Consider the following 24108-nt stretch of genomic DNA (forward strand, 5'->3'; position numbering starts at 1 on the left):
CCGGGGTCAGCTGGCCCGGCCCCCCCCCCCGGCCCGGGTTCGCCCCCGCCTCGGCCCGCCACAGGCCGGCGCTGCCGACGTAGCGCTCCACCGAGACCGGGTAGAACCACTCCCCCTCGGTGAACCTGACCACCGGCTCGTAGGCACGCAGCAGGAGCAGATCGTCCTCGTCACCCACCCGGCCCGTCCCCCTCCCACCACCCGTGTACCGAGGTTATCCGTGGTCGCGGGCCGACGATGAGGGTGGGGGACGCCCGCCGCTCCCACGGCGCCGCCGCCGTGATTCAGGCAGCACCGCGGTCTTGGCTCAGGCGGGGCCGCGGTCTTGGCTCAGGCGGGGCCGCGGTCTTGGCTCAGGCGGCACCGCGGCCTTGGCTCAGGCGGTGCGCAGGGCGACCGCGACCGTGGCGAACAGGGCGACTCCCGACCCCACGCCGGCGATCAGCCCGACCGTCGCGGCCGAGGCGCCCGCCGCGTAGACCAGGAACCCGGCCAGCCCGAGAACCGTCATGGCCCCGCCCAGCCAGTGGTAGAGCGGCATCCGCCAGGCCCAGGCCAGGGCGAAGAAGTGCACACCGACCACCACCGCCACCCAGGCCACCGCGACCGCCGGCGCCTCGAACACCCGGTTGATCACGCTGAGCCCGCCGAACAGCGCGACCACCTCGGCGGCGACCACGTACCAGTACCGCCGGTCGGCGAACCCGGCGCCGCCACTGGACGTCACCGCCGTCGCGGCCCGGGTCCGCAGGTACAGCAGCACCGCCAGCACCACCGCGACCAGCACCCCGGCCACCCTGATCACCAACGGCCACGGCGCGGCCAGCCCACCGCTGTTGGCCACCACGAACACCGTGCCGAACGTCAGCGCCACGACCGACCCGGTGCGCAGCCCCGCCGGCCGTACATCGTTCTTCATCCCCGTCATGGCCGCCATCATCCCGGTCCACACCGGAGCCGGATGTCCCGGTCGACACTCACGGCACCACACACTCACTCATGGTTACAAAGCAATTGCATTGCGTGTGCATGCTGAAGCGGTGGTCGCATGGATGAACGAGACGAGGCCGGCCAGCTTCCGGCAGGTGCGATGGGGAATATGGACGGCCGGATCGATTCTGGCCGTGACGCTGGTACTGACCGTCCCCCTGGTGATGGTGGCGCTCTCCGGCGCGGCACTGCCGTGGACCAAACTGGCCGACGTGGGCGACGCTTTCGGCGGCGCATCGGCGGTGCTGTCCGCGGTGGCGCTCAGCGGGGTGGGTGCCTCGCTGCTATTCCAGCAGCGGCAGATCCGGCAGGAACTCGCCGACCTGGACCGGCAGCAGCACATGGAATTGCTGAAGCTGGCCATCGAGAATCCGGAATTGATTGAAGTTCTGGACAGCGATACAGCCGCAGGCGACCATCCACGGCACGAGGTCTACGCGAACCTCACGCTCATGTATTGGCTCGCCATCTGGCAACTCGGCGAAATCGACGACGACGAGCTACGGCGAATGTCCGCGAGCATGTTCCGCAGTCCCATAACTCGACGATGGTGGACGAGGGTAGGCGGAACCTGGATCGGAACGCGGCTGCACCCCGAACGTGGTCGTTTTCTGGAAATCATCACCCTGGAGTGCCAGGCGGCCGCGTCAACGACGGGCCCTCCGGACATTCCGATCCGGCCGACGACCGCCAACACCAGGGCATTCGCCGTCACCGGGCTCGCCGTGCTGGCCGTCGCGGCGGCGCTCGGACACGTCTACGGGCGCCGAATCCGATCGGCGCGAACGTCCTCGATGAAGGAGCGCCAGACGTCGGCGCCATAGGCGAGAACCGGCCCCGCCGGATTCTTCGAATCACGCACCAGGACCACGTCCCGGTCATCACTGAAGGCGACCTCCACGCATGCGCTGTTCGCCACTGAATACGAGCTCTTCCGCCATGCCGGTTCCATGAGCAACCCCACATCGTTCGAGGCAATGCGACGAGCCGAGCCTATCCCCGAACAAATGCACTTCAAAGACCGTCCACCAGATGGGTCTGTGCAGGAAACTAGCGATCATCGCGGGCCGACGGCGCCGGAACCGTCAGGCCGCCACCTGCGGTTCACCACTCTTGTCGCAATAGACCGGCTGACGGGCGGTCAGGCGCCGCGGCGTTCGATCGTCACCAGGGTGCCCACCGGGGACGTGCTGACGTGGACCTCGCCGTACGCGTTCATCAGGATCGCGCCGCGGCCCCGGTCACGCGCCGGGGGCCGGGCCCGCCAGCCACCGAAGTCCTGCACCTCGACCCGGATCAGATCGCCGAGCACCCGCAACCGCACCAGCACCTCGGGCCGGCTCGGCTGCTGCGCGTGCTCGACCGCGTTGTTGATCGCCTCGGTCGTCGCGACCTGCAGGTCGTACAAAAGATCGGGGTCGATGTCCAAGACGTCCTTGAGATCGCGGCGGCCGCGGCCGCCGCGGTCGGATCGAGAGGGTACGTCCACGCCACATCCACCGGCGCCAGATCGACGGCGGCCGGCACCGACGACGGCAGGCGGCGGACCGCGACCACCGCGACGTCGTCCTCCTGCGGCTGCCGGACCTGCGCCAGCACCGCCTCGACCAGCGCGCTCAGCGACGACCCGGCGGCGAACTCGTCCTGACAGCGCCGCCGCAACCGCTCCAGACCGCTATCGATCAGCTCGGCAGGGCCATCTGCCAGCCCGTCGGTGAACAGCACCAGCTGATCACCGGGCCCGAGCAGCTCCGCGTGCTCCCGGTAGTCCCCGCCGTCCTGGCCCAATGGCGCCCCGACCACGCCGGACAGTGACCGGGTCACCGCGCCCGGCGCGGAGTGCAGCGGGGCCGGATGCCCGGCACTGCACCAGACCAACCGGCCGTCACCCGGGTCGACGGCGACGACCAGCAGCGTCGCGGAGAGCAGGGTGCTCAGCAGCTCGGACAGACCGGTGACGATCTGGGCCGGGGACTGCCCCGCCGCGACCCGGGAGCGGACCGCGGACCGCAGCAGCCCGCTGGCCACGGCGGCGGCCGGACCGTGCCCGGCCACGTCACCGACGCTGATCAGCAGGGTGCCGTCCGGGGCGTCGAGCAGGTCGTACCAGTCGCCACCGGCGCGAATGGCCGCCGGGCGGTACGCGGTGTGCAGAGTCAGCCCGTCGGGGGCGGACGCGTCGACCGGGAGCACGCTCTGCTGCAGGGCGAGGGTCAACAGGCGCTGCTGCTCCGGATCGGCGGTGCTGCGAGCCAGCGCACCGAGCATCGCCGCAGCCATGTCGAGCAGCTCCCCCGGCGGGTCTGCATGATCAAAACTGACCGTGACCGCGCCGATCCGAACCCCGTCACGGTCGCGGATCTCGGCGGTCCGGGAGGAGAGCGGTCCGCTTCCGATCAGCGGCGACCCGCTGGCAGGAGACTCCGAGCCGCTTCCCGACGACGGTGGCACCTGGCGCTCGCTCTCGAACGACAACGCCGGCCGGGCATCGTCGCCGTCCAGCACGGTCACCGCCGAAACCGCGTTCGCCAACACCCTGACCAGCTCATTGGCCACCCGGAACGCCGCCTCCAGCGCCCGACCGGCAGCGATCGCCGCCGCCACCCCGGTCACCGACGCGGTCGGCCGCCCCGGCGCCGCCCGCACACTCGCCAGTTCGAGGGTGCTGCGCACCCGCGCGATCAACTCCCCGGCGTGGAACGGCTTGACCACATAGTCGTCGGCGCCGGCCGCGAACCCCTCCACCCCGGACTCCTGACCGGCCCGCGCGGACAGCATCACCACCGGCAGATCCCGGGTCGCCTCGTCCCCGCGCAGCACCCGCACCAGCGCGAACCCGTCCAGCCGCGGCATCATCACGTCCGTGATCAGCAGGTCCGGCCGGTCCAGCCGGATCGCCTGCAGCGCCGCCTCCCCGTCGGTCACCGTCTGCACCCGCCAGCCCTGCGCGGCGAGCAGCCGCGCCAGGTAATCCCGCATGTCACCGTTGTCATCGGCGACCAGAATCCGCTTTCCGGTACGACCATCCGCCACGACCGGAGTCCCCGCCGTCCACCCGGCGCTCACCGACACCGCCGCCCGCGCCCCGGCCAGCCGATCCGGCACGGTCTCCAGCTCCGGCGCCCCGCCCGGCGCCACCGCGGCCCACGGCAGCACCACGTCGAACGTCGCGCCCCGCCCCGGCACACTGCTCACCTCGACGTCGCCGCCCTCGAGCCGGGCCAGCTCCCGCACCAGCGCCAGCCCGATCCCGGTGCCCTCGTGACTGCGCGACCGGGCGCCGCGTACCCGGTGGAACCGGTCGAACAGCAACGGCAGCTCGGCCGCGTCGATGCCGATGCCGGTGTCCGCGACCCGCAGCCGGATCCCGGCCGCATCCGCGTCGAGGGACACCCGGATCTCCCCGACGAAGGTGAACTTCAGCGCGTTGGAGAGCAGATTCGTGACGATCTTCTCCCAGTGCGCGGGGTCGACCGCCACCGGGCGCGGCAGCGGCGGGCAGCGCACCACCAGCCGCAGCCCGGTCCGTTCCACCGCTGCCCGGAACACCCCGGCCAGATCCGCGGTGAACGCCGCCAGATCCAGCACCCGCGGCGCCGTACCGGCCGCACCGGCGCCGACGCTGGCGAACGTCAGCAGCTCGTTGACCAGCGTCAGCAGCCGGGTCGCGTTGCGCCGGGCGGTGTCCACCCGGGCGTGCTGCGCCGGGCCGAGCGGCTCGGCCCGGTCGGCGAGCGCGTCGGCCAGCGGACCCAGCATCAGCGTGAGCGGGGTCCGGAACTCGTGGCTGACGTTCGTGAAGAACTCGGTCTTCACCCGGTCCAGCTCGGCCAGCGCCGCCGCCCGGTCCCGTTCCTCCTGATAGGCCCGCGCGTTGCGCACCGCCACCGCCACCTGCTGGGCCAGCAACTGCACGAACGACCGGTACGTCTCGTCGGCCGCCCGGCTCGGACTCAACCCGGTCAGCAGCACCCCGACCGGCTGCGACCGGTCCGCCGACGGCAGCGGCTCGGCGACCGCGACCCGCACCGGATCGCCGAAAGCGCCGCCCGGCAGCAGGAACCGCTCCAACACGTCATCCACTGCGGCGCCCGACCCACCGGCCGCGGCCCGCAACCCCCAGGAGTCGTCACCGGCGGCGTCCAGGGGCACCGCATCGGGCAGGGCCGACGCGTCCGCGCCGACCGCGGCGTACCGGCGCAGCACCGCGCCGTCGCGCAGGTAGACCGCGGCGAACGGCACGTCGAGCGGGTGCTCCCCGATCACCGCGCAGAGCCGTTCGCAGGTCTGTTCCAGTCCGGTCCCACCGGGCAGCGCCAGGTCCCGCAGCAGCCGCAGCCGCCGCTCCCCCACCACCTGCTCGGTGACCTCGCTGCACACCGTCAGCACCCCGGCGGTCCGGCCGTCGTCGTCGCGGGCCGGCGCGTGCGAGACGCTGAAGTACGCCTCCTCGCGGAACCCGGCCCGGTCCAGCAGCAACTGCAGGGCCGGCACCCAGCTGGCCACCCCGGTCGCCATCGCCTCGTCGATCAGCGGGCCCAGCACGTCCCAGCCCTCGGCCAGGGTGATCCGCACGTCCAGGCCCAGCGCCGCCGGATGCTTGTCACCGATCAGCGCCGAGTACGCGTCGTTGTAGAGCTGGACCAGCTCCGGGCCCCAGAGCAGCAGCATCGGGTAGCGCGACGACAGCACCGTCCGGACGGCGGCCCGCAGGCTCTGCGACCAGCCGGCCACCGGGCCCAGCGCGGTGCCGGACCAGTCCAGCCGGGCCATCAGCCGGCCGGTCGTACCGCCGGCCGCGAACAACTCCTCGGGCGACGTCATCGAACCCGGCACCCCACACTCTTCACCAGAAGCTCCGGGGGTGGACTCTCGCACATCCCCGCCGAAACCACCCGGCGAGGGGCCGACGGACGACCACGGTCACCAGGCATACGCCTGGGATTCCCCGAAGATCCGGAGGAAAACGCGGTCACGCCAGGCGCAACTCCAGCCTCGACAGGCCCGGCCGCACGCCGACCGTGGTGCCGGCCGGATACCGCAGCGTGTGATCGCGCTCGGTGGAGATCAGCACCACGCCGATCCGGTGCCCCGGCGCGAACACGTGATCGGTGGACTGCAGCTTCCACCGGAACGTGTACGGCTTGCCGCCGACCACCGGTACGGACCGCGCCGGGGAGAGCCGGTTGCGCACGTCCAGCCAGCCTCGGGTGACAATTTCGTACGGGGTGGTCGCGGTGACGTACTCCCGCCGGTTGAAGCAGCCCGGATCGCCCTCGACACCGGGGCCGACACAGTCCTGCACGGTCAGCGTGCGCGTCCCGGCGTAGCGCTCGGCCGGCCCGTAGTCGACGAGCAACGCCGTCAGGTACGGGGAGTCGCCGGCCAGGTCCGCCCGTACGGTGATCTCCGGCGTACCGGAAATGCGGGTTTCTCGTGTCAACGGAGCGAACAGATACGTCAGGCGGTTCGGATCGGACACGGTCTCGTTGGCGGCCAGGTCCTCCGCGGTGCGGGCCGGGTTGTCCACGAACGTCTGCCGCGGACCCTGCCCGAGGCGCAACGACACCGGCCGGCTCGCCGGGATCGGCCAGGTCGCCGCGGTCCGCCACTGGTTCGGCGCCACCTCCACGTCGGCCATCGGCTGCCGCATCACCCCGGTGTCGATCCGGTAGAGCCAGTAGTCGAACCACTGATGCAAAGCGGTCAGCCAGGCGTCACGGCGGATGTTGAACGGATCGGTGTGCCCGGCCTGGTGCAGCCAGATCTTGCGCGGCACGTGATGCGCGGCGAGCGCGTCCCACCACTGACCGGCCTGCAGCGTGCGCACGTTGTCGTCGTGCAGCCCGTGCACCAGGAACACGCTGGCCCGGACCTTGTCCACGTCCCGCAGGTAGTTCCGCTCCGCCCAGAACGCGCTGTAGTCACCGGTCTCCCGATCCTGCGCGCGCTCGATCTCGTCCATCACCCCGGCGCAGACCTCCGGGTTCGCCCTGGTCAGCACGGCCCGGGCCAGCACGTCGGTGTCCTCGCCCTGATAGCCGCCGGGCGCGACGACACCGCCGTTGGCGCGGTAGTAGTCGTACCAGCTGGAGATCCCGGCGATCGGCACGATCGTCTCCAACCCCTTCACCCCGGTCGCCGCGACCGCGTTCGGCAGCGTCCCGTTGTAGGAGACCCCGATCATCCCGGTCCGGCCGGTCGACCAGTCCGCCCGGCGCGGCGTGCCGTCCTCGGCGAACGCCCGCGCCCGCCCGTTCAGCCAGTCGACGACCGCCTTCATGCCCAGCGTCTCGTTGCGCCCGCCGGAGGTCGGGCAGCCGTCCGACCCGCCGCTGCCCAGACTGTCGGCGAAGACCACCGCGTAGCCGCGCGGCACGAAATAGTTGTCCAGATACCCGGCGAAGGTGATCGTCTCGGCCCGGTCGGTGGTCCCGGTCGCGGTGAGACCGGCGGCGCCGCTCCGGTCGACATCGTCATGATTGGGTACGTCGTTGAGCCCGGCATAGTAGGGGCTGGCCTGGAAGATCACCGGAACCCGCACGCCGGCGCCGCTGGCAGCCGGCCGGATGATCCGCACCGCCACCCGGTCGGGCTTGCCGTCGAAGTCACTGTCGACACCGGTCTGCACCCAGACGCGCTCCCGGATCGCCTGCGCGTAGTCGTGCACCGGTTGCGTGCCTGACTGGGTACCTGGCGGATGCTTCTCCGACGGCGCGGCAGCGGCAGCGGCCGGGGTCAGCAGGACGGCGACAACGGCGAGCGACGCGACGATTCGCATCGCGCCACCATATCGCCAACCATCAATTCGTCGCAGCCCCGACCGGCGGCCGCGCGAACGTTCGCCACACCGCGGTCAGCAACAGCGCACCGGCCGCCGCACCCAGCGCCGGCTCACTGACCAGCAGGGCCAGCACACCCACCGCGATACCGGTCCAGACCACCAGGCGCAGCCCCACGTCGAGCAGCGGAACACCGGTCGGACGCTCCCGCGACCAGGTCGGCAGCAGCACCACGGCAGCCGCCACCGCAACCGCACCGAGGATCGCCGCGACGGTCAGCGCGGTCCGCGGCCAGCCCAGGTGGTGCCCGGTCACGTAGGCGCCGGAGAGCACACAGACCGCCCAGACCCGGCGCAGCAACCAGCGGGCCGCGCCGCCCAGGGCCTCGTCACGCCCGTTCGTCGTCATCGCACTCCCCCGGTGGCCGTTTTCCGCTCCCGCGCCGCCTACCCAGAACGACACCCGTTCATGCCTCCACCGGCGAATCCGATCCGCTCCCGAAATCGCCGGACAGCCAATGCGATCGGCGCGGCCCCTCCCGCACCCGGCGTGCGGGGGTCACGACCGCTTAGGCATCCTAGGAACCTGGGTTGATATCCCACCGCCACTCACCCTTCGGCCCGCCCGCACCGCCCGCACCGCCGCACCGCCGCACCGCGCGCACCCCCGCACCGCCCACGCCGGGCGTTCGCGACGACCGCGGCGCCGTCCGGAAAGGAGTGGCATGCGCGACAACCCGTTACACCCCAGCCCGCCTCGGGTAGATCAACTTCCCATGATCATCCACCTGCGGCAGAGCTGGTCGCGTACCCGGAAAGCCCTGCCCGGGCGACTCAAACGCGGCGCACTGCCCACCATGGAGGCGGTGATCGCCGCGACCGCCGCGTGGATGGTCGCGTCCTGGCTGGTCGGCCACCCCGACCCGGTGCTCGCCCCGGCGACCGCGCTGATCGTGCTGAGCGAATCCCGCGGCGGCCGGCTACGCCAGTGCGTCGAGATCGTGCTCGGCGTCGCGGCCGGGGTCCTCGTCGCCGAACTCATGGTGCAAGCCCTGCACCCCGGCACCGGTGCGATCGTCGTCGTGCTGCTGCTGACCGTCGGCCCGATGGTCGCCTTCGGCGCGAGCAACACCCTGATCACCCAGGCCGCGGTCTCCGCGGTCTACCTGGTGGTGTCGGCCGAGCCGCCCGACCACCTGATCCCCTACCGGTTCGTCGACGCGCTGATCGGCGGCGCGGTGGCCGTGGTCGCGAGTCAGATCGTCGCCGCACACCGGCAGCTCGCCCCGCTGGTCACCGAGGCCCGGCAGTCCTTCGCCGACCTGGCCGACCTGCTCGACGACGTCGACGCCGCGGTGGCCGCCTGCGACGAGGACGCCGCGCAGCGCGCCCTCGACCGCGCCCGCCGGATGACCAGCTGCGTCCACCGCCTGGACGCCGCGGTGCTGGCCGCCACCGAAGCGGTCCAGGTCAGCCCGCGCCGGCAGCGGCGGCTCGCCCAGTTGCGCGCCGTCGCCGCGACGACCCGGCAGCTCGACCACGCGGTCGGCAACATCTGGGTGCTGTGCCGCAGCGCCAGCACCCTGACCCGGCTGCACTCGGCGACCCCGCCGGCGCTCAGCCGCGCCCTGCAAGCGCTCAGCGCCGCCGTCCGTGCCGCCGGCGACGCCCTGATCGCCGATCTGAAGGAGCCCGACGACGCGGCCGCGCACGCCGCCCGCGCCGACGAGTTCGCGCTGACCGCCGTCCGGATCGCCGCCGGCCTGCTGGCCGCCGAACCCGACCTGCCGGTCACGATGATCGTCGGCCAGATCCGGGCCACCGCCATCGACCTGCTCCGCGGCACCGGCCAGCCCGACGCCGACGCCCTGACCCGCGTCGACAAAGCCCTGGGCCTGGCCCCTCAGCACTGACCCCAGCCGGCCCTGCGGTCCCCTCCCGAGCCAGGACACCGCCGTCAGCACCAGCCAAGCCCGCAACACGCGCAACCACCGGAACCCGGCTGGGCCTGACGGCCCTCAACCGGGCCGCGAAACGGCCGTGAGAACCAGCCGGGACCCGGACCCGCCAACCACCGGAACCCGGCTGGGCCTGACGGCCCTCAACCGGGCCGCGAAACGGCCGTGAGAACCAGCCGGGGCGGGACTCGCGTAGCGGTCGTGACGGGGGGCGGGCGTCGCGGGCTCCCCGTCGTACCGTGGGAATCAAGGCGGCCGGGAGGGGAGCGGACCTGGCGGTCAGGGGCGGACCAGGACCTCCGTCAGGCCGGTCATGGCCAGGACGCGACGGGCCACCGGGCTCGGGTTCACCACCGCGAACCCGCAGCCCTGCTCCTGCGCGTAGTGGAACGCCCCGACCAGCACCCCCAGCGCGGACGAGTCCAGGAACGCCACCTCGGCCAGGTCCACCCGCACGTCCTCGACCTCGGGGGACTGCGCCTGGTCGAACAGCAGCGACTGGACCGTCGACGTGCAGGCGAGGTCGAGCTCGCCGCTGAGCGCGATCGTGACGACCCCGGACCGGCTGGTCAGGTGGTGACGCCAGAGGGGCGGCTGATCCACGTGACACCTCCAGAGGTGACGACAACGACGGGCGACCGGACAGGACCATGCTGCCCCATGCGGCCCGCTTCGCCATGATCGGCACCGGGTGGGGCGGACAATCACCGGCCCGGGTGACCCGGGGGTTTGCCGGGTGGGCGCGGGTGGGTACTGATTGTCATCTGCCGGTCCGGCAGCGAACGCAGGGAGCACTCCCATGATCGCCGCCGCAACCGCTCGGGCCAGTGAGCTCGTCCTCGCCATGACCGCGCTCCCCGTCGATGATCCGTTCCGGGCACGCGCGCGCGACCGGGCGATCGAGGCCTGGCTGCCGATGGCCCACCACCTCGCGAACCGGTACGCCGGGCGCGGCGAGCCGACCGACGACCTGCGGCAGGTCGCGGTGATGGGCCTGATCAAGGCGGTCGACCGGTACGACGCGGAGCGCAGCATCGAGTTCGCCAGCTTCGCCATCCCGACCGTCGTCGGTGAGCTGAAGCGGCACTTCCGCGACCGGACCTGGTCGATCCGGGTGCCGCGCCGGCTGCAGGAGATGCGCTTGGCGATCACCGCGGCGAACAACGACCTGCGCCACGAGCTGGGCCGCTCCCCCACCGTCGCGGACATCGCCGGGCACCTCGGCGTCACCGAGGAGGCCGTGCTGGAGGGGCTGGAGGGTGCCAGGGCGTACACCTCGACAAGCCTGTCCACCCCGGCGAGCGAGGACGGCAACGTCACCCTCGGCGACACGCTCGGGATGGCGGAGAGCGGCTTCGACGAGGCCGACCTGCGGCTCACCCTCGGGCCCGCCCTGGCCGGGCTGGACGAGCGGGACCGGAAGATCGTCGTGCTGCGCTTCTACGGGAGCCAGACGCAGGCCGAGATCGCCGCACAGCTCGGCATCTCCCAGATGCACGTCTCCCGGCTGCTCACCCGGGCTCTGCTGAAGTTGCGGGCCGGATTCGAGGGCTAGGTTCAGCCGGCGACGTGCGCGAGGCCGAGCCGCCCGGCGGCGTCGTAGGCGAGCAGGAATCCCACGATCCCGACGATCCACGACAGCGTGTTGCTGTTCGCCATCGCGTCGCTGATCCGTTTCAACGGCCCGGCCAGCAGCTCACCGAACGCCAGCCGAGCCGCCAGCAGGACCAGGGCCGGCGCCGTCATCAGCACGCAGTACCCGGCCATCACCGCCACGATCTGCCCGCCCGGCAGCTCCGCGGTGGTCAGCAGCCCGATCGCGGCCAGGTAGGGCAGCATCGTGGTCACCTCGGCGGCCGCCGCCGCGAGCGCCAGGCCGACGACACCGCCGCGTTCCGACAGCACTCGTTCCCGCCAGCGCAGCAGCCGCCCGCCGCCGCCGGCCGGCCGGTGCTTGCGGTCCAGCCGGAAACTCCAGAAGAACAGTGCGACCCCGGCGACCAGCTGACCCCACAGCACCGGTGTGCTGTCCAGCAGCCGGTCGAGCTGCGGCAGGAACGCGTCGGCGCCCAGCGCCACCGCGACGCCCAGAGCGAAGTAGAACGCGGCGACCGTACTCAGGAAAATCAGCAGCCGCGCGGCCCGCACCGGCCCGGGGTCCAGCAGCAACCAGATCGGGATCAGCAGGGTGCCGAAGCTTGTCGAGTCGATCAGCGCGAGCGCGGCGAGCGATCCGAGGAGGGCGATGTCCATGCCGCCAGCCTGCTGGCGCGACACCCCGGGATGCGTCCGGCGAAAGGTGTGCGGTCCACTCCGGCCTCAACCTTTTGATGTACGACGGGAGCGGCGTTCCGTGGTGGGATGGCCCGGTGGGGCTGAAAGAGCGCTGGCGGGGCAGCACCCGGCTGCAGGACACCGGCGCGGCGGCGGGGACGTTCGCGGCCGGGGTCGCGTTCAACCTGGTCGGGCTGACCGGCCTGTGGTCCCTGCCCAGCATCGGCGGGCCGGCCTGGTGGCACACCGTGCCGCTGGCGGCCGGGTGCCTGGCCATGCTCGGCAAGCGCCGGCACCCGCTGCTCGCCCTCGGTGCCGGTGTCGCCGCGGTCGTCGCCGACACCCTGCTCGGCGGCAGCGTCGCGCTCGTCCTGGTGCTGTTCGACCTGCTGTTCTCGGCCGCGCTGTTCGCCTCGGCCCGGGCCCGGACGGCGGTGACCACCGTGGTGTTCGTGGCCATCGGCACGGCCGCGGTGGTCAGCGGGCTGGCCAGTGGGGAGTTCCGGATCGCCGTCTTCGTCGGGTTGCAGCTGACCACGCTGCTGTTCGTACCGCTGTGGTGGGCCGCGAACATCCGCCAGCAGCGCGCGATCGGCCTGCTCGACGCGGAGCGTACGGCCCGCGAGGCGGTGCTCGCCGAACGCGCCGCGATGGCACACGACCTGCACGACGTGATCGCGGCGCACCTGTCCACCACGGCGATCCACTCCGGCGCGGCCCTGGCCCGGCCGCCGGACACCGGCCGGGACCGGGACACCCTGCGCGCCGTACGGACCAGCAGCCTGGCCGCCCTCGAGGAGATGCGCTCCATGATCATGCTGTTGCGGGCCGGCGATCCGGCGGCGCTCGACCCGACCCTGCCCGGCGGCCTGGACCGGCTGCCCGAGCTGGTCGCGGCGGCCACCGCCGGCGGGTTGCGGATCGAGGCGCGCACCCGGGACGTCCCGCAGGTGCCGGCCGTGGTTTCGCACACCGTCTACCGGATCGTGCGGGAGGCGCTGACCAACGCGGGCAAGCACGCGCCGGAGTCGCAGGTGCGCCTCGACGTCCGCCCGGCCGGCGACACCGTGACGGTGACCGTCACCAACACGCTGACCCGCCGGGACGCGGTCGAGCCCGGGGTGCTGAGCTCGGGCACCGGCCTGCAGTCGATCCGGGAACGGGCCGCGGTGCTGGGCGGCGAGCTCACCGCCGGCCGCGACGGCGACGTGTTCACGGTCCACGCGACGCTGCCCCTGCACCCGGCCGGCGTCTCGTGATCACCGTCCTGCTCGCTGACGACCACGCCGCGATCCGGGCCGGGATGCGGCTCATGCTCGAACAGGCCGAGGACATCGTGGTGGTCGGTGAGGCCGCCGACGGCGCGGTCGCGATCCGGCAGGCCGCGGCGCTGCGCCCGGACGTCGTCCTGATGGACATCCGGATGCCGGGCACCGACGGGATCACCGCGACCCGCGCGATCGTCGCGTCCGGGAGCGCCGACGTGCTGGTCCTGACCACGTTCGACTTCGACGACTACCTGTTCGGCGCGCTCCGGGCCGGTGCCGCCGGTTTCCTGCTCAAATCGGTCGAGCCGGCCGCCCTGGTCGACGCGGTGCGCCGGATCGCGGCCGGCGACGGCTTCCTGGCCCCGGAGGTGACCCGCCGGCTGCTGACCGCGTTCGTCGCCACCCCGCCCGCCCCGGCGCCACCCCCGACCCTCGACGGCCTGACCGACCGGGAACACGACGTGCTGGCCGCCCTCGGCCGCGGCCTGTCCAATGCGGACCTCGCCACCGCCCTGTCGATCAGCGAGGCGACCGCGAAGACCCACGTCTCCCGGGTCCTCGCCAAACTCGGCTGCACCTCCCGGGTCCAGGCCGCCATCCTGGCCAAGGAAACCGGCCTGGCCTGACCCACGCAAGACCGCAGCGCGCCCCAGGGTCCCGGCTGGTCCTCAGGGGTGTGTCCGAGCTTGCGAGGCACCCCTGAGGACCAGCCGGGGACCGGAAGACGGCGGTCAGCCGTTGCGGTGGTGTGGGTCCTCGGGGGCAGCCAGGCGTCCGGGTCGTCGAGGCAGTGCCGGTCCACCGATCGTGTCAACGCCTCGATCACCGCTCGCACCGCCGCGCGCGGCTCGTCGCCGCGGGACACTAGCGACCACGTCCAATAGGGCGCCGGGTGCCGGATCGGCCGCGCGAGAAGGTCCGGCGGCACCGGCGCGGTCTGGCTCTTCGGGTTGTTGACCACCGGACGGCCCAGCCGTCGTACGTGATCAAAAAACGCCGCCCCGGTGGCCCCGCCCTCGGTGACGTGCTCCACCCGGGCGCCGGTCGCCGCTGCCAGCGCCAGCGCCCACCGGTTCCACGACGACCAGCTGGTCTCGTCGGCGTCGATCAGCACCACGGTGTCCCGGGCTCGCACCGGACCGGTTCCGGTACCGGCGCTGAGCGCATACAGCCGATCCGCGCCGAGCAGCCGCGCCTCCAGTTTCTCGTCGGCCAGCGTGGTCGCCGGCGCCCAGCAGATCGCCAGGTCGATGCTGCCGTCCACCACCCGGGCGGCCTGCGCGTGCGACGGCAACACCCACGCGTCGACGAGCAGTTGCGCCGCGCCGGCGGTCTGCTGTTCCAGGTCGGGTGGGCGCCAGTTGACATACCCGAGGCGCACCGGCCCGGACGACGACAGCCCGGCCGCCGTCCGCCGCAGCTCGTCGGCCTGCTCCAGCAGCGCCTTCACCCGCGGCAGCAGCAGCGTCCCGGCCGGGGTCAGTGCCACGCTCCGCCGATCCCGATCGAACAGCCGCGACCCGAGATCCCGCTCCAACGCCTTGATCTGCTGCGACAACGAAGGCCCGGCGATCCGCAGCCGCTCCGCCGCCCGCGCAAAACTCAGCTCCTCCGCCACCGCCACGAAATACCGCAACTGCCGAAGCTCCACATCAACCCCTTTACGGTACGAATACGGAGCGCTCGTCCGCAGGCTACAAGCCGAGTCCCGCCCATGAGGCGAACGCGGGACCGCAGCCACTCCCGGCCGCAGCGCGCCCCGAGACCCCGGCTGGCTCTCAGGGGTGTGTCCGAGCTTGCGAGGCACCCCTGAGAGCCAGCCGAAAACCGGGAGGCGCGCTGCGGTCCGGGGCCGGCAGCGGTGTCGCGGCGGCCTCACGGGCGGGACCCGGCTCGTAGCCTACGGACGGGCGCTCGGCATTCGTACCGAATAGGGCTGACCGCAAGCCGACAACCGCCTGGTAGCTACGGCCTCTCAGGCGGGAGGAAACGGGTCGTGCCGGTGGCCGCGGGGCGAGGGATCGTCGGTCGCAGAAGGAAGTGGCACGACACGAGGAGCAGGTCATGAGCAAGGTTGCAGTGGTCACCGGGGCGTCGCAGGGTATCGGGGCGGCGACCGTCGCGGCCTACCGGAAGCTCGGCTGGTCGGTGGTGGCGAACTCGCGGAACATCACGGCGTCCGGCGATCCGGGCGTGCTGGCGGTGGCCGGTGACATCGCCGACCCGGCGGTCGGCATCCGGGTGATCGAATCCGGTCTGGCGGAGTTCGGGCGGATCGACACGCTGGTCAACAACGCCGGGGTGTTCATCGCGAAGCCGTTCACCGACTACACCGCGGCGGACTTCGACGCGGTCACCGGGATCAACCTGCGCGGGTTCGTCACGGTCACCCAGCGCGCGGTCGCGGCGATGCTGGCGCACGGTGGCGGCGGGCACGTCGTCACGATCACCACGAGTCTCACCGATCATGCCAACAGCAGCCTGCCGTCGGCGTACGCGTCGCTCACCAAGGGTGGCCTGAACGCGGTGACCAAGTCGCTGGCGATCGAGTACGCCACCCGCGACATCCGGTTCAACGCGGTCTCCCCCGGTGTGATCCGCACGCCGATGCACCCGGCGGAGACGCACGAGTTCCTGGCCGGGCTGCACCCGGTCGGCCGGCTCGGCGAGATCAGCGACATCACCGACGCGATCCTCTTCCTGGAGCAGGCCGGGTTCGTCACCGGCGAGATCCTGCACGTCGACGGCGGCCAGAGCGCGGGTCACTGATGACGAGCGACGAGATCATCGTGGGCGACCTGCTGGACAGCTGGCAGCAGGCGATCGGCGAGCACGACTCCGGGCGGGTGGCCGCGCTCTTCACCGAGGATGCGGTCTTCCAGGGGCTGCGGCCGTACACGATCGGGCCGGCCGGGGTGGCCGACTACTACGCGGCGCAACCGGCCGGGATGACCGTCGCCTACCGGGTCCGGCTGGCCCGCCGGCTCGCCGACGACGTGGTGCTGGGCTGGGTGGCCGCCGACTTCACGTTCGCCCAGCCCGAGCGACAACCGGTCCCGGTCAATCTGACGGTGATCGCCCGGAACGGTGACGACGGCTGGCGGATCGCCCACTACCACGTGTCGCCCCGGTAATATCGCGGTCTGCCCGGGGCCGCCAGTGGAGACAGTCACCAGGATGGATGTCGGCGACGATGGAGGGAACCCGGCGGGTGGAGCACACCCGCCAGCGCATCATCGAGACCGCCGAGCGGCTCTTCGCCGAGCACGGCGTCTTCTCGATCTCCAACCGGCAGATCTCCGAGGCGGCCGATCAGGGCAACAACGCCGCGGTCAACTACCACTTCGGCACGAAGGCCGACCTGATCCGGGCGATCGTCCGGCGGCACGCCGAGGGGATGGACCGGATCCGCGGCGAGCTGCTGGCCCGGTACGACGGCAGCACCGAGCTACGCGACTGGGTCGCCTGCGTGGTGCTGCCGGTCACCGGGCACCTGGCGGAGCTGGGCGCACCGAGCTGGTACGCCCGCTTCGCCGCCCAGGTGATGACCGAACCCAAGCTGCGGGAGCTGGCCGCCACCGAGCTCGGCGAGGTCACCCTGCTCCGGGCGATCCACACGGCGCTGCACCGCTGCCTGCCCGAGCTGACGGCGGCGGTGTGCGCCGAACGGGACGACATGGCCCGTACGCTGCTCATGCACTTCTGCGCGCAGCGCGAACGCACCGCGGACCCGGACTGGCCGGCGACCGCGACCATCCTGATCGACGCGATCGTGGGGTTGTACCGGGCGCCGGTCAGCGGCGCCGCTCACTGACGCAGCGTGTACCCGAACCCGCGATGGGTGTGGATCAGCGCGGGCGGGGTCTCGTCGACCTTCTGCCGCAGCCGGGAGACCAGCCGCTCCACCGTGTTGTCGCCGCGGGACTCCTGCCAGACGTGCCGGGCCAGCTGCTCCTTGGAGAGCACCCGGCCGGCGTTGAGCATCAGGTGCCGCAGCAGCCGGTACTCGGCCGGGGTCAGGTCGAGCGGCCGGTCACCGCGCCGGCCCTGGCAGGTGATCTCGTCGAGCAGCAGGTCGCCGTGCCGCACCTCGGCCGTCGCCATCCGGCGGTCGCGCAGCAGCACCTGCACCCGGGCCAGCAGCTCGGCGTCGCGGAACGGCTTGGTGACGTAGTCCTCGACCTCGGTGCCGAGCACCGGGACCAGCGTGCCGAGGAGCTCGCAGGCGGTGACACAGAGGACCGGCGGCCGGGGAGTCCCGGTGAAGTCCGGGCGGTCCTGGGCGAGCGCCGGCATGTCCGGGATCTCCACGTCCACCACGATCAGGTCGATGTGGTGCTCGCCGAGCAGCCGGAGCGCGGCGGCACCGGTCGCGGCCGAGGTGACCAGGTAGCCGGCCAGGCTGAGCTGGGCGGTCAGCGAGCCGCGCAGGCCGGGTTCCGGCGCCACCACCAGCAGCCGAGATTCGTGACTCTCCGTAGCGTTCATGACTACCCTTTCCGCCGCCGGAGTGCCCTGGGCCACATTCTAAGTCAAGCAGTTGCTTTAAATTCAGCGCTTGGGTTGGCTCTGACCACACCGGACGATCTCCGTGAAAGGGCCGTGTATGTCCTCCCACATCCCGCACCGTTACAAGGCCGACGAACTGGAGGCGCTGCGCGCCAGGTACCGGCTGGAGCGGGACCGCCGCGTCCGGCCCGAGGGTAACGGTCAGTATCGACGCGCAGCCGGTGAGTTCGGCTACTACGCCACCGATCCGTACACCGAGCGCACCGAGCGGGAGCCGGTCACCGATCGGGTCGAGGCCCTGGTCATCGGCGCCGGCTTCGGCGGGCTGCTGACCGGCGCACGGCTGCGCCAGGCCGGCGTGCAGAGCCTGCGGATGCTCGACGAGGCCGGTGACTTCGGCGGTACCTGGTACTGGAACCGCTACCCCGGCGTGCACTGCGACATCGAGTCCACGGTGTACATGCCGCTGCTCGAGGAGGTCGGCTACGTCCCGAAGTGGCGGTACGCGCCGGGTGAGGAGATCCGCCAGCACGCCGTGGCGATCGCCAAGCAGTTCGACCTGTACGCCGACACCATGTTCCACACCCGGGTCACCGAGCTGCGCTGGGACGAGGCGGCCGCCGAGTGGACGGTGACCACGGACCGTGGTGACCAGTTCCGGGCCCGCTACGTGGTGATGTCGTCGGGCACCCTGACCCAGCCGAAGCTCCCCGGCATCCCCGGTGTCGAGGACTTCCAGGGCCACACGTTCCACACCAGCCGCTGGGACGCGTCCTACGACCTGACCGGCAAGCGGGTCGCCGTGGTCGGCACCGGCGCCACCGGCATCCAGGTCATCCCGCACGTCGCCGCGGAGGCCGAGCACCTCTACGTCTTCCAGCGCACCCCGTCCACCGTCGACGTCCGCGGCAACCGCCCGATCGACCCGGCGTGGGGCGGCACCCTGGAGCCGGGCTGGCAGCGCGAACGGATGGAGAACTTCCTCACCCTGGTCACCGGCGGCCACGTCGCCGAGGACCTGATCGACGACGGCTGGACCAGCACCGCCCGGCTGCAGCGGCAGATGCTCACCGGCACCCGGGACAGCACCGTCTCGGACGAGGAGCGCGAGTACCACGACGAGCTCGCCGACTTCCGCAAGATGGACGAGATCCGCGCCCGCGTCGACGAGGTGGTCACCGACCCGGCCGTCGCCGAGCTGCTGAAGCCCTGGTACCGCTACATGTGCAAGCGGCCGACGTTCAGCGACTTCTACCTGCAGACGTTCAACCGCGACAACGTCACGCTGGTCGACACCGCCGACTTCGGCGGCATCTCCGCGATGACCGCGACCGGTGTGGTGGTCGGCGACCAGGAATACCCGGTCGACTGCATCATCTTCGCCACCGGTTTCGAGGTCGGCATCTCCGGCGTGCTCTCCGGCACGCTGCCGGTCTATGGCCGCGACGGGATGCCGCTGCTCGGCGCGTGGCGCAACGGCCCGCGCTCGCTGCACGGCTTCTACACGCACGGCTTCCCGAACCTGTTCCACCTCGGGTCGCTGCAGAACGCCGCCGCGGTCAACTTCACCCACGTGCTGCAGGAGCAGGCCACCCACATCGGCGCCCTGATCGGCGCGGCCACCGAGCAGAACGCCAAGTGGATCGAGCCGAGCCTGGAGGCCGAGGAGGGCTGGATCGCCACGATCCGGGAGACCGCGCCGAACAACTTCACCTTCCAGGCCGAGTGCACGCCGGGGTACTACAACGGCGAGGGCAAGCCGCGACCGGTGAACAACTCGTTCGGCCCGGGCCCGGTGGTCTTCCACGACCTGCTGCGCCGCTGGCGGGAGACCGGTGGGATGGACGAGGTGCTGTGCCGGGACTGACCCCGCTGCGCGGCACGAACGGGGTGACCCTCGGCCCGGACGGGCGGCTGTGGGTCGCCCAGTTCCTGGCCGGGCGGATCGCCGCGGTCGACCCGGCCACCGGCGACGTCGAGGTGATCGTCGCGCCGGACGGGCCGATCCAGGCGCCGGACGATCTCGCGTTCGGCGCCGACGGCTCGCTCTACGTCGCCGACCTGGTGCCCGGCCGGGTCTGGCGGCGCTCACCCGGCGGCGAGTTCCAGCTGGTCACCGACGAGGTACGGCTGCCGAACGGGATCACCTGCGTCGGTGACCGGCTGTTCGTCAACGAGATGATCCCGGGCGGGCGGCTGCTCGAGCTGTTCACCGACGGCCGGGCGCCGGTGGTGCTGACCGGCTCGCTCGCGATGGGCAACGCCATGCAGGCCGGGCCGGACGGACGGCTCTACTACCCGCACATGATCACCGGTGAGGTGTGGCGGATCCCGGTCGACGGCGGGGACCCGGAACTCGTCGCCGAGGGCCTGCCCGAACCGGTCGCGGTCCGCTTCGACCGGGCCGGTGCGCTGCTGGTGCTGTCCCGGGACGCGGCCGGCACGGTCACCCGGCTCGACGGCGCGCGCCGCAGCCTGGTCACGACCGGGATCGTCGGGATGGACAACGCCACGTTCGACGACGAGAACCGGATGTTCGTGTCCAGCTACGCCGGCGGCGGGATCACCGAGGTGCGGCCGGACGGGCGGACCCGCGAGGTGGTGCCGGGCGGGCTCAACGGCCCGCACGGGGTCACCGTCGACCTGGCCGGGGCGGTGCACGCGGCCGATCACTACGGGATCGCCGGGCCGGACGCGTTCGCGCTGCACACGTTCGCCCACGGCATCGCCGCCTCCGCCGGGCTCTTCCATCTGACCAGCCAATACGGCCAGGTCAAGACGTTTGATCCCGGGTCCGGGTCCGCTCGTCTGCGCGCGGCAGGCCTCGATCGGCCGACAGGGCTTTCGGTACGACCTGACGGCGCCCTCGTGGTCGCCGAAGCGGGTGCCGGGCGGGTGCTGGTCATCGACGCCGACGACGCGGTGAGCGTGCTCGCCGAAGGGCTGGGCCGGCCGGTGGACGTGGCGCTGGACTCCGACGGGCGCTGCTACGTCAGCGACGAGGAGCGCGGGAGCGTGTACCGGATCGACGCCGGTGTCCCGGTCGAGGTCGCGAGTGGACTGTCCGCGCCGCAGGGGCTGGCGATCAGCGGGGACGAGCTGTTCGTGGTCGAGACCGGGAACGGCCGGGTGCTCGCGATCGCCCTGGACGGCTCCTCGACGCGGATCGTCGCGGAAGGGCTGGCGGTCGGGGCTTCCGGTCGTACCGAAGAACCGCTGTTGACCGCCCACGGTCTGCCAGGCGTGCCGCGGCCGTTCGCCGGACTCGCCGCGGGCCCGGGCGGAACCCTGCACCTGGCCGCCGACGGCCTGGTCCTTCAGCTACCCGTGGGGATCTCATGAGTGACACCAGCGCGCCGGAGCGGCGGCAGATCCTCGAGGCGCTCGGCGCGCTGCTGCTCGCGCTGTTCGTGTCCACCCTGGCCAGCACGGTCGTCGCCACCGCGCTCCCCCGGATGCTGCACGACCTGCACGGCTCGCCGACCCAGTACACCTGGGTGGTCACCGCGACCCTGCTCGCCGCGACCGCGGCCACCCCGATCTGGGGCAAACTCGCCGACCTGTTCAGCAAGAAGACGCTGATCCAGATCGCCACCGTGGTCTTCATCGCCGGCTCGGTGGCGGCCGGGCTGGCACAGACCGGCGGGCAGCTGATCGCCGCCCGCGCGCTGCAGGGCATCGGCGTCGGCGGCCTGCAACCCCTGGTGCAGATCGCGATCGGCGCGATGATCCCGCCCCGCGAGCGCGGCCGGTACGCCGGATACCAGTCCAGCGTCACCGCGCTCTCCACGATCGGCGGGCCGCTGCTCGGCGGGTTCCTGGTCGACACGTCCTGGCTGGGCTGGCGGTGGTGCTTCTTCATCGGCGTGCCGTTCGCCCTGATCGCCCTGGTGCTGCTCCAGCTGACCCTGCGCCTGCCGGTGCTCCGCCGGGACAACGTGAAGATCGACTACTGGGGCGCCACGCTGATCACCGCGGGGGTCAGCCTGCTGCTGATCTGGGTGTCGTTCGTCGGCGACAGCTTCGCCTGGGCGTCCTGGCAGACCGGCGTGATGGTCGGCGGCACGCTGGTGCTGCTGGTGCTGGCCGCGTGGGTGGAGACCCGGGCCGCCGAACCGGTCGTACCGCCCCGGATCGTCCGGCAGCGCACCACCGCGCTGGCCATCCTCGGCAGCCTCGCGGCCGGCACCGCGATGTACGGCGCGGCCGTCTTCCTCAGCCAGTACTTCCAGGTCAGCCGCGGCCACACACCGACCGAGGCGGGCCTGCTCAGCATCCCGATGATGGCCGGCATCCTGGTCTCGTCGATCCTGGCCGGCCGCTCGATCAGCAAGCACGGCAGGCTGAAGCCGTTCCTGGTCGGCGGCGCGATCAGCCTGGCCATCGGCTTCGCCGGGCTCGGCCTGCTCGACGCGAGCACGCCGCTGCCGTGGATCTCGGTGGCGATGGTGCTGATCGGTGCCGGTGTCGGCATGACCCTGCAGAACTTCGTGCTGGTGGTGCAGAACGCGGTGCCGCTCTCGGACATCGGCGCGGCGAGCGCGACGGTGTCGTTCTTCCGGTCCCTGGGCGGGACGATCGGGGTGGCCGTGCTGGGCGCGATCCTGGCTCGTCAGGTGGCCTCGGGGACCGCGGCCGGGGTGCCGGCCCCGATCGCGTACGGGGACGCGACCGGGCACGTGTTCGCGATCTCGGCGGGGGTGGCGCTGCTCGGTGTGGTGGCGGCCGTCCTGTTGAAACCGGTCACCCTGCGCACGAGCCTGGACAAGCCCGCGCCGTCACCCACCGCCCGCTGACGGTTGCGGTCCCGGCTGGCGCTGAGGGGTGTGTCAAGGCCGTCGTGACACCCCTGGGAGCCAGCCCGGCACTCCGCCGGCGGCACTCTGCCGGCCCGGCACTCCGCCGGCCGGCCGGGCAGCGAACCGCCCGGCCGGGCGGTCGGTCACCGCCGGGAGCGGTCCGCCAGGGTGTTCAGCAGCGCGGCGCCGGTCGCGGCATCGTCCACGGTCACCACGAACGAACGGCCGCCGGTCCGCTCCACCAGCAACCCGGCGCCCGACCGCAGCACCACCCCGACCCGTCCCCCGCGGCCCACCCGCCAGCCCCAGCCACCGAACTCCCGCAGCGGCTCGACCTGGACGACCGACGCCCGCTCCACCTCGTCCGCCGGGATGTGGGTGCCGGGCCGGCCCAGCAGCGACCGCACCGTCAGCCCGGTCGCGTCGACCCGCACCGTATAGGCGAACATCACCGCGAACAGCGCCGCCAGCAGCACCGGCACGGTCAGCAGGGCCCACTCGCGCAGCACCACGGCGAGCACCACGGTGGCGACGGCCACGACCGCGCCGACGATCAGGCCGGGACCGCCGTTGGCCCGCCGGATCCAGACCGCCCGTTCACCGTCGGTCAGCGCGATCCGCGCGGCGTCCGCGGCCACCGGTGTGGTCGCCGGGGCGGGCCGGTCCCCACCGGCGAGCAGCGCCGCGACGGCCGCCGGCACCAGCGGAAGGACGATCACGGCGGCGAGCGCCCACCCGCTCAACCGCGCCTGGCTCGGGTCCGCCAGGTCGCGCTGGGTGCCGGTGACGAACAGCAGCAGGCTCGCGGTGAACCCGCCGAGCCAGACCGACGACCCCGCGACCATCCGCCGGGTCACCGCGGCGGCGCCCCGGAGCAGGCCGATCGCACCGAACGCGGCGCACCCCAGGATCACCAGGGCGACCGTGGGGAACACCAGCCCGGGCAACGAGGTGAAGCCGTCCGGCGCGTCGGCGCCCGGCCCCCAGTGCGAGGCGAGCGGGTCCGGGAGGGTGTCCCGCCAGGACCACACGACGGCGAGCGCCACGGCGACGGCCACCAGCGCGAACACCGACGACCACAGCACCACCCGCCGGGCTCGCGGCTGCCAGGAACGATCGTCGAGGGTGGGAACGATTCGGGTCATCATCGGTTCATGGCCTCCTTGACGAGCACGGTCAGGGTCTCTGTGGAGAGTTTCGCCTCGCGGGCCACCCGCACCAGGGCGGTCAGCGCCTGCTCGACCGGGGAGAGGTCGGCGGCGTCGCGGGCGGCGACCACCGCTCCCCGCCCGCGACGCAGCTCGATCAGCCCCTCGTCGCGCAGTTGCTGGTACGCCTTGAGCACGGTGTGCACGTTGAGATCCAGCGACTCGGCCAGCTCCCGCGCGGACGGCAGCCGGTCACCCGGGGTGAGCTCGCCGCGGGCCGCCGCGAGGTGTGCCTGCACGACGAGTTGCGCATAGAGCGGTTCGTCGCTCGTGGGGTCGATCCTCCAGAGCATGACGATGACACTACTTGTTCTATGCCAA

At 72.3% G+C, this 24108-nt stretch carries 22 protein-coding genes and 1 pseudogene; 11 read left to right on the forward strand and 12 right to left on the reverse strand.

The features are described from left to right. Positions 1-376 precede the first annotated feature (376 nt). On the reverse strand, positions 377-928 hold the full coding sequence (locus ADL15_RS48175; RefSeq protein WP_198171338.1) for a hypothetical protein: 552 nt from the start codon (positions 926-928) through the stop codon (positions 377-379). Between the two features lie 112 nt (positions 929-1040). On the opposite strand from ADL15_RS48175, the gene ADL15_RS48180 reads away from it, so the two are divergent. Beyond that, entirely contained in the window at positions 1041-1814 is a 774-nt protein-coding gene (locus ADL15_RS48180) for a DUF6082 family protein (protein WP_157442072.1), read from the forward strand. On the opposite strand, the gene ADL15_RS52400 is transcribed toward ADL15_RS48180, so the two are convergent. From ADL15_RS52400 to ADL15_RS48195, 5 genes are all read right to left on the reverse strand, one after another. After that, positions 1748-1942: a DUF397 domain-containing protein gene (locus ADL15_RS52400; protein ID WP_083972645.1), complete on the reverse strand. Its 195-nt coding sequence runs from the start codon at positions 1940-1942 to the stop codon at positions 1748-1750. The genes ADL15_RS48180 and ADL15_RS52400 overlap by 67 nt on opposite strands. A gap of 189 nt (positions 1943-2131) precedes the next feature. After that, complete coding sequence (locus tag ADL15_RS56260) at positions 2132-2398, reverse strand: ATP-binding protein (RefSeq protein ID WP_232345099.1); 267 nt, start codon at positions 2396-2398, stop codon at positions 2132-2134. After that, positions 2287-5814 (reverse strand): SpoIIE family protein phosphatase, encoded by a 3528-nt coding sequence (locus ADL15_RS56785; protein ID WP_269748447.1) that lies wholly within the window; start codon positions 5812-5814, stop codon positions 2287-2289. The genes ADL15_RS56260 and ADL15_RS56785 overlap by 112 nt, the downstream gene beginning before the upstream one ends. Positions 5815-5962: 148 nt before the next feature. Further along, positions 5963-7771, reverse strand: a complete 1809-nt coding sequence (locus ADL15_RS48190) for a Xaa-Pro dipeptidyl-peptidase (RefSeq protein ID WP_067707344.1) — start codon at positions 7769-7771, stop codon at positions 5963-5965. Positions 7772-7793: 22 nt separating this feature from the next. Further along, entirely contained in the window at positions 7794-8180 is a 387-nt protein-coding gene (locus tag ADL15_RS48195) for a hypothetical protein (RefSeq protein WP_067707347.1), read from the reverse strand. A gap of 367 nt (positions 8181-8547) precedes the next feature. On the opposite strand from ADL15_RS48195, the gene ADL15_RS48200 reads away from it, so the two are divergent. Beyond that, entirely contained in the window at positions 8548-9684 is a 1137-nt protein-coding gene (locus ADL15_RS48200) for an FUSC family protein (RefSeq protein WP_067707350.1), read from the forward strand. A 324-nt stretch (positions 9685-10008) separates the two neighbouring features. Here the strand turns inward: ADL15_RS48200 and ADL15_RS54825 are convergent, their stop codons facing one another. After that, positions 10009-10332: an STAS domain-containing protein gene (locus tag ADL15_RS54825; RefSeq protein WP_198171339.1), complete on the reverse strand. Its 324-nt coding sequence runs from the start codon at positions 10330-10332 to the stop codon at positions 10009-10011. Positions 10333-10528: 196 nt separating this feature from the next. On the opposite strand from ADL15_RS54825, the gene ADL15_RS48210 reads away from it, so the two are divergent. Continuing rightward, positions 10529-11284 (forward strand): SigB/SigF/SigG family RNA polymerase sigma factor, encoded by a 756-nt coding sequence (locus ADL15_RS48210; protein WP_067707352.1) that lies wholly within the window; start codon positions 10529-10531, stop codon positions 11282-11284. 2 nt (positions 11285-11286) lie between these two features. Here the strand turns inward: ADL15_RS48210 and ADL15_RS48215 are convergent, their stop codons facing one another. Beyond that, complete coding sequence (locus ADL15_RS48215) at positions 11287-11982, reverse strand: GAP family protein (protein WP_067707355.1); 696 nt, start codon at positions 11980-11982, stop codon at positions 11287-11289. 116 nt (positions 11983-12098) lie between these two features. On the opposite strand from ADL15_RS48215, the gene ADL15_RS48220 reads away from it, so the two are divergent. Both ADL15_RS48220 and ADL15_RS48225 read left to right on the forward strand, forming a co-directional pair. Then, positions 12099-13262, forward strand: a complete 1164-nt coding sequence (locus ADL15_RS48220) for a sensor histidine kinase (RefSeq protein ID WP_067707358.1) — start codon at positions 12099-12101, stop codon at positions 13260-13262. Continuing rightward, on the forward strand, positions 13259-13897 hold the full coding sequence (locus ADL15_RS48225; RefSeq protein WP_067707361.1) for a response regulator: 639 nt from the start codon (positions 13259-13261) through the stop codon (positions 13895-13897). Before ADL15_RS48220 ends, ADL15_RS48225 begins: the two co-directional genes overlap by 4 nt. Positions 13898-14751: 854 nt before the next feature. On the opposite strand, the pseudogene ADL15_RS56950 reads toward ADL15_RS48225, so the two are convergent. Next, positions 14752-15150: pseudogene (locus ADL15_RS56950) on the reverse strand (LysR family transcriptional regulator); the annotation flags it as partial. Positions 15151-15335: 185 nt separating this feature from the next. Between ADL15_RS56950 and ADL15_RS48230 the strand changes: the two are divergent. From ADL15_RS48230 to ADL15_RS48240, 3 genes are read left to right on the forward strand one after another with little or no spacing between them, the layout of a single operon-like run. Continuing rightward, positions 15336-16040: an SDR family NAD(P)-dependent oxidoreductase gene (locus ADL15_RS48230; RefSeq protein WP_067707364.1), complete on the forward strand. Its 705-nt coding sequence runs from the start codon at positions 15336-15338 to the stop codon at positions 16038-16040. After that, complete coding sequence (locus ADL15_RS48235; RefSeq protein WP_067707367.1) at positions 16040-16405, forward strand: SgcJ/EcaC family oxidoreductase; 366 nt, start codon at positions 16040-16042, stop codon at positions 16403-16405. Before ADL15_RS48230 ends, ADL15_RS48235 begins: the two co-directional genes overlap by 1 nt. A gap of 59 nt (positions 16406-16464) precedes the next feature. Beyond that, positions 16465-17085, forward strand: a complete 621-nt coding sequence (locus tag ADL15_RS48240) for a TetR/AcrR family transcriptional regulator (RefSeq protein ID WP_198171340.1) — start codon at positions 16465-16467, stop codon at positions 17083-17085. On the opposite strand, the gene ADL15_RS48245 is transcribed toward ADL15_RS48240, so the two are convergent. Further along, on the reverse strand, positions 17079-17759 hold the full coding sequence (locus tag ADL15_RS48245) for a response regulator transcription factor (protein WP_067707372.1): 681 nt from the start codon (positions 17757-17759) through the stop codon (positions 17079-17081). The genes ADL15_RS48240 and ADL15_RS48245 overlap by 7 nt on opposite strands. Positions 17760-17877: 118 nt before the next feature. On the opposite strand from ADL15_RS48245, the gene ADL15_RS48250 reads away from it, so the two are divergent. From ADL15_RS48250 to ADL15_RS48260, 3 genes are read left to right on the forward strand one after another with little or no spacing between them, the layout of a single operon-like run. Further along, the gene (locus tag ADL15_RS48250; protein WP_067707375.1) at positions 17878-19647 is read left to right on the forward strand and encodes a flavin-containing monooxygenase; all 1770 of its coding nucleotides are present in this window, start codon (positions 17878-17880) and stop codon (positions 19645-19647) included. Continuing rightward, positions 19635-21122 (forward strand): NHL repeat-containing protein, encoded by a 1488-nt coding sequence (locus tag ADL15_RS48255; protein WP_067707378.1) that lies wholly within the window; start codon positions 19635-19637, stop codon positions 21120-21122. Before ADL15_RS48250 ends, ADL15_RS48255 begins: the two co-directional genes overlap by 13 nt. Next, entirely contained in the window at positions 21119-22576 is a 1458-nt protein-coding gene (locus ADL15_RS48260; RefSeq protein WP_067707381.1) for an MDR family MFS transporter, read from the forward strand. Before ADL15_RS48255 ends, ADL15_RS48260 begins: the two co-directional genes overlap by 4 nt. A gap of 146 nt (positions 22577-22722) precedes the next feature. Here ADL15_RS48260 and ADL15_RS48265 read toward each other — a convergent pair whose 3' ends face one another. Both ADL15_RS48265 and ADL15_RS48270 read right to left on the reverse strand, forming a co-directional pair. After that, entirely contained in the window at positions 22723-23727 is a 1005-nt protein-coding gene (locus ADL15_RS48265; RefSeq protein ID WP_067707383.1) for a hypothetical protein, read from the reverse strand. Further along, complete coding sequence (locus ADL15_RS48270; RefSeq protein WP_067707386.1) at positions 23724-24080, reverse strand: GntR family transcriptional regulator; 357 nt, start codon at positions 24078-24080, stop codon at positions 23724-23726. The genes ADL15_RS48265 and ADL15_RS48270 overlap by 4 nt, the downstream gene beginning before the upstream one ends. Between the last annotated feature and the right edge of the window lie 28 nt (positions 24081-24108).

Source organism: Actinoplanes awajinensis subsp. mycoplanecinus, from assembly GCF_001509495.1.
GTDB lineage: Bacteria > Actinomycetota > Actinomycetes > Mycobacteriales > Micromonosporaceae > Actinoplanes > Actinoplanes palleronii.